This is a genomic window from Paraburkholderia sp. GAS33, assembly GCF_050436645.1.
GTDB lineage: Bacteria > Pseudomonadota > Gammaproteobacteria > Burkholderiales > Burkholderiaceae > Paraburkholderia > Paraburkholderia phenazinium_B.
On record NZ_JBNDMP010000007.1, the window covers coordinates 142,185 to 155,180 of the forward strand.

The following is a 12,996-nucleotide window of genomic DNA, read 5'->3' on the forward strand; positions in this document are numbered from 1 at the left end:
CGGAAAACCGTTGGCGCCGTTTCCGAACGATGCATTCATCAACGAGGTACGTCATGCGTATTACACAGGGTACGTTTTCCTTCTTGCCGGAACTGACCGACGAGGAGATCAGCTTGCAGATCGACTACGCGCTGGGCCAGGGCTGGGCCTGTTCGGTCGAGTACACCGACGATCCGCATCCGCGCAACACCTATTGGGAAATGTGGGGCCTGCCGATGTTCGATCTGCACGATGCGGCCGGCGTGTTGCAGGAAGTGAAGGCGTGCCGCGCGGCGCGGCCGCAGCACTACATCAAGATCAACGCCTTCGATTCGGTGCGCGGCTTCGAGACGATGCGTCTGTCGTTCATCGTCAACCGCCCGGACGAGGAACCGGGCTTTCGCCTCACGCGCCAGGACGGGGTGGGACGTGTGCAGCGTTACGGGCTGTCCGGCTACGCGGGCGACCGGCCCTCGGGTGAGCGATATGTACCGGGGCGCTAGAAGATGAACTGCGCACAGGTGCCCAATGTCGATCTCGCCGCGCTCTATCGCGACTCCGGCATCGGCGACGTGCTGGCCGAACTCGATCGCGATCTGGTCGGGCTCGCCCCGGTGAAGACCCGCATTCGCGAGGTCGCGGCCCATCTGCTCGTCGAGCGGGCCCGCGCTTCGCTCGGCCTCGCAGGCGGCGCGCCGACCCTGCATATGTGCTTCTCCGGCAATCCCGGCACCGGCAAGACCACGGTCGCGCTACGTATGGCCGAAGTGCTGCACCGGCTGGGCTACATTCGCCGCAATCATCTGGTTTCGGTGACGCGTGACGACCTGGTCGGTCAGTACATCGGCCATACCGCGCCGAAAACGCGCGAGGTGTTGAAGCGCGCGATGGGCGGCGTGCTTTTCATCGACGAAGCGTATTACCTGTATCGCCCGGAAAACGAACGCGACTATGGTCAGGAGGCGATCGAGATCCTGCTGCAAACCATGGAAAACCAGCGTGACGATCTCGTCGTGATTCTCGCTGGCTACGCGGCGCGCATGGAAGTGTTCTTCGAGAGCAATCCGGGCTTTCGTTCGCGGATTGCGCATCACATCACGTTTCCCGACTACGACGACGCGGAACTGCTCGACATCGCCGAGCGGATGCTCGCGACGATGCATTACCGCTTCGACGCCGACGCGCGCCGCGCTTTCGCGGACTATCTCGCGCTGCGCACCCGCCAGCCGAATTTTGCTAACGCCCGTTCGGTGCGCAATGCGCTCGACCGTTCGCGGCTGCGTCAGGCCAATCGCCTGTTCGCCACGGCGATGCGGGACGGCGCGGCCATCGACGCCGCCGCGCTCACCCTGATTGCGGCCGCCGACATTCGCGGGAGCCGTGTGTTCGCCGAAACGCTCCCGGCAAGCGACGGGGTGCCTGCGTCCTCTCATACGACGCACGCCGTGCTGGCGCCGCCAGGCTAAACGAAAACCATCCCTCAGGAGATCGCCATGCAAGACGGACGTACGACCCTCTCGAAGTTCCTGATCGACACGCTCGACCGCCAGCCTGGAGCGCAGAACGCGGGCCTTTCGGCGCTCCTGATCGACGTGGCCGCGGCGATCAAGTCGATCTCCGCGATGCTCACCAAAGGCGCGCTTGGCGGCCACTACGGCTCCGCGCATAGCGTCAACACGCACGGCGAGGAGCAGAAGAAGCTCGATGTCGCGACTAACGAGATCTTCGTGCAGCAATGCGAATGGGACGGACTGCTCGCGGCGATGGCGTCCGAGGAAATGGAGGCGGTCTACCCGATTCCGCCGGGCTATCCGCGCGGCGACTATCTGCTTGCCTTCGATCCACTCGACGGTTCGTCGAATATCGACATCAACGGCGTGGTGGGATCGATCTTTTCGGTGCTGCGCAATGAAAACCCGGCGGATTCGCAGGCGCCGGTGGGCGAGTCCGCGTTTCTGCAGCCGGGCCGCGAGCAGCTCGCAGCAGGCTACGCCGTCTACGGGCCTTCGACGATGCTCGTGCTCTCGGTCGGCAACGGCACGCATGGCTTTACGCTGGAGCGCGACATCGGCAACTTCGTGCTCACGCATTCGAACATTCGCATTCCAGAAGACACGGTTGAATTCGCCATCAACGCGTCGAACGAACGCTTCTGGGAACCGCCGGTGCGCCGCTACGTACAGGAGTGCAAGGACGGACGCAGCGGTTGCCGCGCAAGCGACTTCAATATGCGCTGGATCGCATCGATGGTCGCCGAGGTGCATCGCATCCTGATGCGCGGCGGCGTGTTCATGTACCCGCGCGACTCGAAAATACCGGCCATGGAAGGGCGCTTGCGGCTGCTGTACGAAGCCAACCCGATGAGCTTTCTGATCGAACAGGCCGGCGGCCTTTCGATCACCGGGCGCGAACGTATTCTCGACGTCGTGCCGCGCACGCTGCATGGGCGCGTGCCGGTGATCCTCGGCTCGAAGAACGAGGTGGAGCGCATCGAGCGCTATCACGGTGAATACGACCGGGGCGAGGATCGACCCTTCACGTCACCGCTCTTTAGCCGGCGCTCGCTGTTTCTGCCCGGCTTCACGGCTTAAATCATCCGGAGACAAACGCATGTCAAGCAAACACCCGATCGTCGCGGTGACCGGTTCGAGCGGCGCCGGCACCACGACTGTGATGAAGAGCTTTACCCATATTTTCCGGCGCGAAAAGATCAACGCGCAGATCGTCGAAGGCGACGCCTTTCATCGTTATGACCGCAACGGCATGCGCGAAGCCATGAAACAGCACGAGCGGGATGGCGCACCGAACTTCAGCCATTTCGGGCCGCAAGCGAATCTGCTCGAAGAGCTCGAGGCGCTCTTCGCCCGTTATGGAGAAAGCGGCACCGGGAAGTTGCGCCACTATGTGCACGACGAGCCCGAAACGCGGCTCTACAAGCAGGACGCCGGAACCTTCACGCCATGGGAGGAGGTGACGCCGGACACCGATCTGATGTTCTATGAAGGCCTGCACGGGGCGGCGGTGACGGACAGCATCGACATCGCGCGGCATGCGGATCTGCTGATCGGCGTCGTGCCGATCATCAATCTCGAATGGATCCAGAAACTGCATCGCGACCAGACCATGCGCGGCTACTCGCATGAGGCCGTGGTCGATACGATCCTGCGGCGCATGCCTGACTACGTCAACTATATCTGCCCTCAGTTCTCACGCACGCATGTGAACTTCCAGCGCGTGCCGACCGTGGACACGTCGAATCCGTTTACCGCCCGCGAGATTCCGCAGCCGGACGAGAGCTTCGTCGTGATCCGTTTCGCGCGGCCGAAGGGGATCGACTTCCAGTATCTGCTGACGATGCTGCACGACTCGTTCATGTCGCGGCCGAATGTGATCGTGGTGCCAGGCGGCAAGATGGGCCTCGCGATGCAGCTGATTTTCACACCGATGATTCTGCAACTGATCGACCGGCGCTCGCGCGCCTGAGGCGCTGCGCCACATGGTGGGTTGATTTCGTGCAAGGAGAGCTTCGATGAGTACTGTCGCAAAATCCATCGCCACATCCGCAGCATCCGCAGCACCCGTAACACCTGCAGCCGCGGCGACCCGCCTGATGGCCGACGCGCTGCGCATGCTCGCGATCGATGCGGTCGAAGCGGCGAAATCGGGTCATCCGGGCATGCCGCTCGGCATGGCCGAGATCGCCGTCGCGCTGTGGGATCGCCATCTGAAGCACAGTCCGCGCAATCCTGCGTGGCCCGATCGCGACCGCTTTGTGCTGTCGAACGGGCATGGCTCGATGCTGTTGTACGGACTGCTGCATCTCACCGGCTACGACCTGCCGATCGACGAACTCAGGCGCTTCAGGCAATTGCACAGCAAGACGCCGGGGCATCCCGAAGTGGGCGTCACGCCCGGCGTCGAGACGACCACGGGGCCGCTCGGGCAGGGACTGGCCAATGCGGTCGGCATGGCGCTCGCCGAGGCGCTGCTCGCGCGTGAATTCAATCGGGCCGGCCATGCGGTCGTGGACCACCGCACTTACGTGTTTGCCGGAGACGGCTGCCTGATGGAAGGCATCTCGCACGAGGCGGCCTCGCTCGCCGGTACGTTGAAGCTCGACAAGCTCACGGTGCTGTACGACGACAACGGCATCTCGATCGACGGCCACGTCGCGCAGTGGTTCAGCGACGACACGCCGGCGCGTTTTGCGGCCTACGGCTGGCACGTCGAGCGTGACGTGGATGGACACGACGTCGAGGCGGTCGATCGGGCATTGTGTGCTGCGCGCACAGCGGGCCGGCCGACGCTGATCTGCTGCAAGACGGTGATCGGCAAAGGGTCGCCATCGAAAGCAGGGACGCACGATGTGCACGGCGCGCCGCTCGGTGCCGATGAAGCCGCGAACACGCGACGCGCGCTCGGCTGGGAGCATCCGCCGTTTGCGATGCCGGCCGAGGTCCATGCGCTCTGGGACGCCGGCGAGCGGGGCGCCACTGCTGAAACCGACTGGATGAAGCGATTCGAAGCCTATCGTAAGCACTATCCGCATGAAGCCGCTGAGTTCGAGCGCAGGGCGCAAGGCACGCTGCCCGCGCAGTGGCACGATGCGGTCCGCGCGATGTTGCGCGACGCGGACGGCGCGGCGGAGTCGATTGCGACACGCAAGGCCTCGCAGCAGGCGATCGCCGCACTCGCCCGGACGTTGCCGGAATTGCTGGGCGGCTCGGCGGACCTGACCGGCTCGAATCTGACCAACTGGAAAGGAGCGGTCGACGTCCATGCGGACGATAGCGGCCTGCAAGGGGGCAACTATCTGCACTACGGCGTGCGCGAGTTCGGCATGAGCGCGGTCATGAACGGCATCGCGCTGCATCGTGGCTATATCCCGTTCGGCGGCACCTTCCTCACGTTTTCCGATTATTCGCGCAACGCGTTGCGTATGGCTGCGTTGATGAAGCTCCGTTCGATCTTTGTGTTCACGCACGACTCGATCGGCCTCGGCGAAGATGGGCCGACGCATCAGTCGGTGGAACATGCGGCGAGTCTGAGGCTGATTCCGGGGCTCGACGTCTGGCGCCCGTGCGACACCGTCGAAACTGCGCAGGCGTGGGCCTGTGCAGCGGAGCGCGGCGGACCGTCATGCCTGCTGCTGAGCCGCCAGAATCTGCCGTTCGCCGCGCGCAGCGGCGCGCAGATCGAGGCGGTCGCGCGGGGTGGGTATGTCTTGCGCGACTGGGCGGATGCGTCGGCGCAAAACCGCGTTGTCCTGCTCGCCACCGGCTCGGAAGTGTCCCTTGCGCTCGACGCCGTCGCACCGCTGGCCGAAGCCGGTATTGCCGCGCGCGTCGTGTCGATGCCGTCCACCAGCGTGTTCGACCGCCAGCCCGGCGCTTGGCGCGACGCGGTCCTGCCGCCAGGCGTGCCGCGCATTGCGGTCGAAGCGGGGGTTCGCGCGTTCTGGCGGCAATACGTGGGCCTCGAAGGCGGGGTTGTCGGCATCGATACGTTCGGCGAGTCCGCACCCGCTGCCGCGCTGTTCAAGCATTTCAATCTGACCGTGCAGGCGGTGGTGGATGAAGCCATCCGCGTCGTGCAATGCGCGCAACTGGCGCCATCGACATGAACAGGCGCCCACGCGGCGAGCTGATCCGATTCGATTCGACTTCGAGGAGTTTGCAATGGCCTTCATCGCACTGCGGCAACTATTGGACCACGCGGCCGAGCACGGCTACGGCGTGCCCGCGTTCAACGTCAACAATATGGAGCAGATCCAGGCGATCATGCGGGCCGCCGAGGCGACCGCGAGCCCGGTGATCCTGCAGGCGTCGGCGGGCGCCCGCAAGTATGCGGGTGAACCGTACCTGCGTCATCTGGTGCTCGCCGCGCTCGAGGCGCATCCGGATATCCCGCTCGTGCTGCACCAGGATCATGGTGCGAGCCCGGCGGTGTGTCAGCAGGCGATCCGCTCGGGCTTTACGTCGGTGATGATGGACGGCTCCCTGTTGCCGGACCAGAAGACGCCCGCTGCCTACGAGTACAACGTCGACGTGAGCCGCCGGGTTGTCGAGGCGGCGCATGCCGTGGGTGTATCTGTCGAAGGTGAGCTGGGTTGTCTCGGTTCGCTCGAAACCGGCGCGGCGGGCGAGGAGGACGGCGTCGGCGCCGAGGGGCAACTCTCGCGCGACGAGCTGCTCACCGATCCGCGCGAGGCACAGTTTTTCGTGGAGGCGACCGGCGTCGACGCGTTGGCGATTGCGATCGGCACCTCGCATGGCGCCTATAAATTCAGCCGTGAGCCGACAGGCGACATTCTTGCCATCGACCGGATCGTCGAGATTCACGAACGGATTCCGAACACCCACCTCGTGATGCACGGCTCGTCGTCGGTGCCGCAGGAGTGGCTCGCGGTGATCCGCGAATACGGCGGCGAGATTCCCATGACGTACGGGGTGCCCGTCGAAGAAATCCAGCGCGGCATTGCGCATGGTGTGCGCAAGGTCAATATCGATACCGACATCCGGCTCGCAATGAGCGGCGCTATGCGCAAGTCGCTGGCCAATGCCCGCTCGGAGTTCGATCCGCGCGCCGCGTTGAAGGCGGCGACGGCGGCCGCGAGCGCGCTTTGCATCGAACGTTTCGAGGCGTTCGGATGTGCGGGCCAGGCCTCGCGCATCAAACCGCTGCCGCTCGATGCGATGGCGCGCCGCTACCACTAGGTGTGCAGCAGGCCACCGGCGCATGGGCAGTGATGTGATGAATCGGCGCGGCTGGGTTAGCCCTCAGCGCTTTTTCATCGTCTCGCCTGGCGCTTGCCACGCCATGAGATCCTGTTCAGGCCGGTCGATCGCGCAGCCCCAGTCGAGCGGCTGATCCTGATCGAAGCGCTTGCCGAGCCGCCAGGCGATCTCGGCGCGGGCGAGCTGGACGCCCATATAGAACGCGTGGCCGCCGTCGGTTTCGAGATTCAGGTCCGGGTAGAGCGCGAACGGGTCGCCCGCCTGGCGATGTCCGTCGCGGTTGTAAACGTGAATGCCGTCCGCGCTGACCTGGACGCGAAAGTTGGGGTCCCGCACCTCGCGCGCAACCTCGGCGATTTCGGCGGTGCTATACGGAAAAGGGCGTTTGGCGTGAACCGTCGCGAGATCGCTGTTGATGCCCTTAGGCAGCACCTGTGCTTCGCGGGCGGCGTACATCACCCTGCGCGCGACATCGGCTTCCCGGACCGCGCGCCGTGCGTGCAGGCTGACTGACGTGGTGAGCACTGCGCTCACACGTAGCTCCGCTGCCATGCCAAGCAGCACCGCGTTGATGCCGCTCGTATCGGCCTCGGTCAGTTCAGTCACGTTGCCGATGCCCATCATGATGTCGATATCCGGGTAGCGTTCGCGCAACCGGACATAACGCGCAATCGATGCGGCGAGACCGAACGGAATCGGATCGAGAATGGGGTCGGCGAGAAACGCGCGGCCGCGTGCGGCGAGCAGCTCGATCGCGACATCGAGCGAGGCCGGATCTGCCGGCTCGCGGGCGACGAGGATCGGCGTGGACGGTACCTCGTCCGCAATCCAGAGCGTGTCGAGGTTCAGGCTCATCAGATAATCCGCGCCCGCGCGGCCGCCACGCAGCAGTTCGTCGCTGCGCATCGAATCGACGCTCACGCGATACCCCTGAGCTTTGAGCAGGCGCACCGCGTCTTCGAGATGCGGAAACGGCGTTTCGGGCAGGCAACCGATGTCGATTACATCAGCACCTTGCGCGACATACTCGCGCGCACGTACGGCGATGCTATCCAGATCGAGCCGCGGCGCATCGACGATCTCGGCGAAGATACTGGTCTCGTAACGCGTCAGATCGAACGGTTGCGCCTCGCGGCCGAAGAATTGCGGCAAATCCTTGACCTCTTCCGGACCTCGCTCGAACCGCACGCCGTAGTGCCCGGTCAGCGCAGCGAGGTCGCCACGGCAACGCCCGGGCACGATGACCCGCTGCGCCACGAGCGGGACGGGGATGCGGCGGCGAATCAGGTCGGCCGTCATGAGCGCTGCGACCTGCAGGCCGATTTCGCGGATTTCCCAACTGAACGGAGTCGGCGCCATGCTTTCGAGCGTGTGAATCAGGCTCTTTTCGGCGAGCCGGCCAGTCAGGAAGACGATATGGTCCATGTCAATGCACGGCCGGGCAGCGATCGCAGGGAGCGTGGGGGCTGTTCATATAGTCACGCGCGACAGGCGCTCACCGAGCGCCGCTTTCAGTTCATCCAGCGAGCGCACGAGTGTCGTGTATTCGAAGCGCGACAGGCGCTCAACGTTGTCGAGTTCGATCGCCCGCGGACGCAGTTCGACCCATTCGTTCGGGCTTTGCGTCACTACGGTCGGCTCCGTGTCGCACGCAAAGACAATGCCCGGAATGCACTGCTTGCCCGCCTGCGCGTACATGTTGGTCGGTAGCGTGTCGGAGATGCCGAATGCGCATTTGGCCACGGTGTTGCTGGTGGCCGGCGCGATCACCACCGTGTGGTACATGCCGTGGTAGAGCATACCGACCGGCACGCCGCTCGCACTATTGTCGCGAAACACGCGGAAGTGCTTGCGCAGCTTCGGCAGGGGCCAGCTATAGAGCGGCAAGACTTCCTCCGCGGCTGCGGAGAGGAAGAGATCGACGCGCGGCAGTTCGAGCGCGAGCGCGATCGACTCGTCGAGCAGATGGCCTGAGCCTGTTACGCACCAGGCGAAGCGCGCATCGGGCTTGAACTCAGCGAGACGACGAGCGGGCGTCTGGGTCATGCGTCGTCGATGGGCGGCGACTCTTTGGAGAACGAATCGTCGGACGGCATCTCGTCGGCCGGCTCGCCGGCGATTGCCGAGCCGTCGTGCGACAGACGGATATGCAGCCGGCGCATCTTCCGGTACAACGTGTTGCGGCTGATGCCAAGCGCCTTGGCGACGTTGCTGACGTTCCAGCGGTGCTCGTCGAGCAGCGTCAGAACGGTCCCGCGTTCGTTCAACTGGATGGCGTTGAGCGCGGAAAGATCCACTTCGTCGTCCGGATGCGGGTCGACGTCCGGCACCGCCGCGCGCAAAGCCGCCACCGGCCCGTTTTCCGGCATACGTTGGGTGATTTCGCCAGGCAGGTCCTGGCAGCGGATGGGTTGTCCATCGCAAAGCGCAATGGCCATCTGCAATACGTGACGCAACTGGCGTATATTGCCGGGCCATGCATACGTCAGCAATGCCTGCTCGGCTTCCGGGGTCAGCTCGGGCGGATCGTTGTTCGTTTCTTTTTCGAGCAGATGATGGATCAGCGCGAGCTTGTCGACCCGTTCGCTGAGTGGCGGCAGATTCAGTTCAACACCCTTGAGCCGGTAATACAGATCCTCGCGAAACTGTCCGCCATGCACAAGTTCGAGCAGATTGCGGTGACTGGCGCTGATGAGCTGGAAATCGACCTTGATGGTCGTTTCGGCGCCGAGCGGCGTGACCTCGTGTTCCTCGATCACGCGCAGCAGGCGCGCCTGCAACGCGAGCGGCATGTCGCCGATTTCATCGAGGAAGAGCGTGCCGCTATTGGCCTGCACGATTTTGCCGCGCCGTCCTTCGCGCTGTGCGCCGGTAAACGCGCCCGCCCGATAGCCGAACAGTTCGCTTTCGATCAGATTTTCGGGCAGCGATGCGCAATTCACCGGCACGAACGGACCGGATGCGTGTGGGCTGATGCTATGCAGCGCTTGCGCGAAGACTTCCTTGCCGGTACCCGTTTGCCCTCTGAGGATGATCGGAATCTTGCGCTGGACCACTCGCGCCGCGAGCTGGATTTGCGAGGCCATGCGCGGATCGCCGAATTCCAGGTGCGCGATCTGGTCGAGCCGGGCCGGCGCCGGCCGCTTCTCGGGCGCGCTGGCACGCGTCACGGGCGCTGTCCCCGCCACTCGCACGCCACGTTCGGCGCTGCTTTGCGGCGTCTGCGCGACGAGAAAGAAGCGGTTGGTCGCGTTAGCGCTATACACGGTGACCGGATGGAACGACCCGCGGATGCTGCGCGCGATCATGTCCTCGAGCGAAGCATTGAACGCTTCCTCGATGCGCCGGCCACGCAGTTCGCGCAGCGAGCGGAAGCCGAGCTGGAACAGCGCGCTGCGGTTTGCGGCGAGCACCGTGCTGTCGTCCGCCACCGCCAGTTTGCCGCCGTGCAGCGTACCGACGAATTCCGGGCGGCTGTGAAAATGGATCATGTTCGCGTGCCGGTAACGCGCATCCAGCAGACGGTTTTCGATCATCTGCCGCGACATGCCGACCAGCACCAGAGAATGCTGCTGCAGCAGCTTCGAGCGGCTCGTCACATCCAGCACACCGGCAATTTCGCCGCTGTCGTCGAAAATCGGCGCGGCGGAGCAGGTGAGCGACGTATAGCGCGGATAGAAATGCTCGTGCTGGCAGACGGCGATGCAGTCGCGTTCGGCGAGGCACGTGCCCATGCCGTTCGTGCCGGCCTCGCGTTCGCTCCATAGAGCGCCGACGCGAAAGCCGTCTGCGGCGACCGCTTCGGCGAAAGGCACCGACGAAACTTGATGGACGATCATGCCGCCGGCATCGACCAGCACCACCGCAAGTTCGGGATCGGCTAATTGCTGGTAAAGCGTGGTCATTTCGAGCTTCGAGCAGGCGATCAGATCGCCCATTGCCTCGCGGCGCGAACTGAGTTCGTAGTCGGTCAGAACAGGGGGCACGACAAAGCGGGAAGGGTCGAGCTGGAATTCGTTCATGCAGCGCGCCCATGATTGAGCGACGGGGTCGCTCGTCGGGCGGGTCGCCAATTGATGATTGACGACGTTCAAAACTTCACGGACGTGCATGGTGCTGTCAGTGAGCAACGACATGGGGTTTGTCTCCGTTGCGTCAATTCGTCCGTGCCGGCTCACACTGCGTTGCTGCTGCCTTGCTTCGCCATGCGCGTACGAGTGCCGCTTTATCGATACCGTCTTCCCCTCGCGCTACGGTTCTGGGTCCATATGCGCACCGAGTGATTAGTCCTTATACCAAGCATCGGCTTAAAACTCTACGCCGGATGTCGCTCCCGTTCAATAAAAAAGTCGCAATAGCCCTGGATAGCGTGCGCGATTTTTGCTTTTCTCATCATCGTGCCCGAATGACTTCCTCTGCTGGCCGAAGGCGAGGAGAGTGTTGCAGCTTCGGCGCAGAGTGCTTCGCGTGCTGTCACACCTGTGCGGCTACGCGTTTACCCGAGGCGCGTCTTGCAGCGCGGCTTCGGGCCTTTTGCCAACTCGTTTGCAGATTATTTGCCGCGCCGCGGCGGAGTACACCATGGATCGTCTCGATGCCGTTCGTCTTGCCAGTTTCTCCGCTGCCGGGGTGCCGGGCGCCACTGCGCCGTTCGACGCGCCCTCTACCGCCATGCCGTCCGGGCGGATGGACATCGTCTTCATCGAAAACTTTGTTGGTCAGACGATCATCGGTATCGACAGCAGCGAGCAACATGTCCCGCAGCCGGTACGGATGAATCTTGCAATCGGTGTTCCCGCCATTCGTGCCTGCACAACCGACCGCATCGAGGACACGATCAATTATGCGGCGGTACGTAGCGCGCTACATGGGCTCCTTGCGTCGCATGGCGTGCGTTTGCTCGAAGCGCTTGCCGAAGCGGTGGCGCGCCTCCTGATCACCGAGTTCGGCGCTCACTGGGTGCGCGTCGCGCTAGCCAAACCCGCCAAGTTCGATGATGTGTCGGCGGTCGGTGTGCAGATCGAGCGGCAGCGTAGCGATATGCCGCAAACGGCCGCAGGCGTCACAGGTTATGCGTTGCTCGGGACAGGGCTGATTCCGGACTGAGCGCAAAAACGCCGCACGGTGCTGTTGCCAGCACCGTGCGCGCGATTCGCTATTTCAGACGGCCCCGCACATTGGCTCGACTACTTCGCCGCCGTCTTTTCGTGCCCTAGCCCACAACTGCGGTAGGCATCGGTCTGCAATGCGCGGAATTTCTTCGTCTGAGCTTTCGCCTGATCGACCCGAAACTCTGAGCCGCCTTCGCCGCCCAACGTTGCGTACTTGGAGAACGTCGACTGATCGACGAACTCCTCGTAGGGCAGCGCGGTGGCCATCTTGTCGATCACGCACGAACATTTATAGACGTTGGCGAAATCGTGTCCGTTGTCGTCCATGCATCCCAGCACATATTCGACCCGGCCCTGCGTCGGATAGTTGTAACCTCCCGCCGGGGCCGCCGCCGTGGGCGTGTCGCCATCCGCCCACGCGAGCGGTACCGCGAGCGTGATGCAGGCACAGGCTGCCAGCGCACGACATCGTATGCTCATCTCTTGCCTCTATGAGAGGGTCGCTTCACAGCAAAGGTCCGCGCGAGCGCGAACCCTTGCTGCCCCACGCAATCCGGCGCACCGTCAGTTCGGTGCAAACGGATGCGCGACGCTGCCCTTCTTCGCCACGACTTCCGCCGCGCTCGGTTCACCGGCGACAGCGCGCTTGATTGCCTCGCGCGTCGCCTGGTAGTTGAATTCCTGAATCTTCTTGTCGTCGTCGGCCTGCCAGTGAATAAAGACGCCAACGCACAGGAACAGATCGTCCGCTTCGTCCTGCGGGATCGTGCCATCCTCGACGCTGTCCGCCACGGCGAGTGCAACGGCATGCTGCGCAGGACCGAACATCTGCACGGCCTGCTTGGCGCCCTTGATCGTCACCTTGTTGAACAGAATCGTATTCGGCTTGGTGAGCAGGTTCGGCGCGACGACGGCAAGCAGCGATGTGAAGCCATCCTTATTATTGGTGAGTGCATTGCAGAATGCAGTTTCCGCCGCTGAACCTCGCGGTCCCATCAGCAAGTCGATATGTGCGACCTCGTTACCGTCGCCGACGAGCGACTCTCCTATCAGGACGCGATTAATCTTGGCCATTCTGTTCCTCCAATGAGTGGAATAGTGACTTGACGACTGACTGACATGCTCCAGTGACGATGCTGTTGCCCGATCGCCAACTGGCGGGTGAATGC

Annotated in this window: 12 protein-coding genes; 7 read left to right on the top strand and 5 right to left on the bottom strand. The window is 63.6% G+C overall.

Annotated features, from left to right (window positions below):
• Positions 1 to 53: 53 nt before the first annotated feature.
• The 6 genes from P3T24_RS22105 to fba all read left to right on the top strand — a co-directional run bounded on the left by P3T24_RS22105 (position 54) and on the right by fba (position 6,695).
• On the top strand, positions 54 to 482 hold the full coding sequence (locus P3T24_RS22105) for a ribulose bisphosphate carboxylase small subunit (RefSeq protein WP_074264699.1): 429 nt from the start codon (positions 54 to 56) through the stop codon (positions 480 to 482).
• Between the two features lie 3 nt (positions 483 to 485).
• Positions 486 to 1,445 carry a CbbX protein gene (gene cbbX / locus P3T24_RS22110; RefSeq protein WP_429437847.1) on the top strand — a complete coding sequence of 320 codons (960 nt, stop codon included), beginning with the start codon at positions 486 to 488 and terminating at the stop codon, positions 1,443 to 1,445.
• A gap of 27 nt (positions 1,446 to 1,472) precedes the next feature.
• A complete protein-coding gene (locus P3T24_RS22115) occupies positions 1,473 to 2,570 on the top strand; it encodes a class 1 fructose-bisphosphatase (RefSeq protein ID WP_429437850.1) in 1,098 nt (365 codons plus the stop codon).
• A 19-nt stretch (positions 2,571 to 2,589) separates the two neighbouring features.
• A complete protein-coding gene (locus P3T24_RS22120; protein WP_074264696.1) occupies positions 2,590 to 3,462 on the top strand; it encodes a phosphoribulokinase in 873 nt (290 codons plus the stop codon).
• Positions 3,463 to 3,589: 127 nt separating this feature from the next.
• On the top strand, positions 3,590 to 5,602 hold the full coding sequence (gene tkt, locus P3T24_RS22125; protein WP_429438194.1) for a transketolase: 2,013 nt from the start codon (positions 3,590 to 3,592) through the stop codon (positions 5,600 to 5,602).
• A 55-nt stretch (positions 5,603 to 5,657) separates the two neighbouring features.
• The gene (fba, locus tag P3T24_RS22130; RefSeq protein ID WP_429437853.1) at positions 5,658 to 6,695 is read left to right on the top strand and encodes a class II fructose-bisphosphate aldolase; all 1,038 of its coding nucleotides are present in this window, start codon (positions 5,658 to 5,660) and stop codon (positions 6,693 to 6,695) included.
• A gap of 63 nt (positions 6,696 to 6,758) precedes the next feature.
• Here the strand turns inward: fba and P3T24_RS22135 are convergent, their stop codons facing one another.
• Genes P3T24_RS22135 through P3T24_RS22145 form a run of 3 tightly spaced genes read right to left on the bottom strand, consistent with a single transcriptional unit; the run spans position 6,759 to position 10,852 of the window.
• Positions 6,759 to 8,141: a DUF6513 domain-containing protein gene (locus tag P3T24_RS22135; protein WP_429437856.1), complete on the bottom strand. Its 1,383-nt coding sequence runs from the start codon at positions 8,139 to 8,141 to the stop codon at positions 6,759 to 6,761.
• A gap of 45 nt (positions 8,142 to 8,186) precedes the next feature.
• Positions 8,187 to 8,762, bottom strand: coding sequence for a flavoprotein (locus P3T24_RS22140; RefSeq protein ID WP_429437859.1), 576 nt, complete (start codon positions 8,760 to 8,762; stop codon positions 8,187 to 8,189).
• On the bottom strand, positions 8,759 to 10,852 hold the full coding sequence (locus P3T24_RS22145; RefSeq protein WP_429405200.1) for a sigma-54-dependent Fis family transcriptional regulator: 2,094 nt from the start codon (positions 10,850 to 10,852) through the stop codon (positions 8,759 to 8,761). The genes P3T24_RS22140 and P3T24_RS22145 overlap by 4 nt, the downstream gene beginning before the upstream one ends.
• A 445-nt stretch (positions 10,853 to 11,297) precedes the next feature.
• Between P3T24_RS22145 and P3T24_RS22150 the strand changes: the two genes are divergently transcribed.
• A complete protein-coding gene (locus P3T24_RS22150; RefSeq protein WP_074264691.1) occupies positions 11,298 to 11,822 on the top strand; it encodes a dihydroneopterin aldolase in 525 nt (174 codons plus the stop codon).
• A gap of 80 nt (positions 11,823 to 11,902) precedes the next feature.
• Here P3T24_RS22150 and P3T24_RS22155 read toward each other — a convergent pair whose 3' ends face one another.
• Together P3T24_RS22155 and fae are read right to left on the bottom strand one after the other, a co-directional pair.
• On the bottom strand, positions 11,903 to 12,307 hold the full coding sequence (locus tag P3T24_RS22155) for a hypothetical protein (protein WP_429437861.1): 405 nt from the start codon (positions 12,305 to 12,307) through the stop codon (positions 11,903 to 11,905).
• An 84-nt stretch (positions 12,308 to 12,391) separates the two neighbouring features.
• A complete protein-coding gene (gene fae, locus P3T24_RS22160) occupies positions 12,392 to 12,901 on the bottom strand; it encodes a formaldehyde-activating enzyme (protein ID WP_074264689.1) in 510 nt (169 codons plus the stop codon).
• Positions 12,902 to 12,996: the final 95 nt, after the last annotated feature.

Coding starts and splice junctions, on each gene's coding strand:
- P3T24_RS22145 (WP_429405200.1), bottom strand. CDS start 10,852: ATGTCGTTGCTCACTGACAGCACCATGCACGTCCGTGAAGTTTTGAAC.
- tkt (WP_429438194.1), top strand. CDS start 3,590: ATGGCCGACGCGCTGCGCATGCTCGCGATCGATGCGGTCGAAGCGGCG.
- cbbX (WP_429437847.1), top strand. CDS start 486: ATGAACTGCGCACAGGTGCCCAATGTCGATCTCGCCGCGCTCTATCGC.
- P3T24_RS22140 (WP_429437859.1), bottom strand. CDS start 8,762: ATGACCCAGACGCCCGCTCGTCGTCTCGCTGAGTTCAAGCCCGATGCG.
- P3T24_RS22115 (WP_429437850.1), top strand. CDS start 1,473: ATGCAAGACGGACGTACGACCCTCTCGAAGTTCCTGATCGACACGCTC.
- P3T24_RS22120 (WP_074264696.1), top strand. CDS start 2,590: ATGTCAAGCAAACACCCGATCGTCGCGGTGACCGGTTCGAGCGGCGCC.
- fba (WP_429437853.1), top strand. CDS start 5,658: ATGGCCTTCATCGCACTGCGGCAACTATTGGACCACGCGGCCGAGCAC.
- P3T24_RS22135 (WP_429437856.1), bottom strand. CDS start 8,141: ATGGACCATATCGTCTTCCTGACTGGCCGGCTCGCCGAAAAGAGCCTG.
- P3T24_RS22150 (WP_074264691.1), top strand. CDS start 11,298: ATGGATCGTCTCGATGCCGTTCGTCTTGCCAGTTTCTCCGCTGCCGGG.
- P3T24_RS22105 (WP_074264699.1), top strand. CDS start 54: ATGCGTATTACACAGGGTACGTTTTCCTTCTTGCCGGAACTGACCGAC.
- fae (WP_074264689.1), bottom strand. CDS start 12,901: ATGGCCAAGATTAATCGCGTCCTGATAGGAGAGTCGCTCGTCGGCGAC.
- P3T24_RS22155 (WP_429437861.1), bottom strand. CDS start 12,307: ATGAGCATACGATGTCGTGCGCTGGCAGCCTGTGCCTGCATCACGCTC.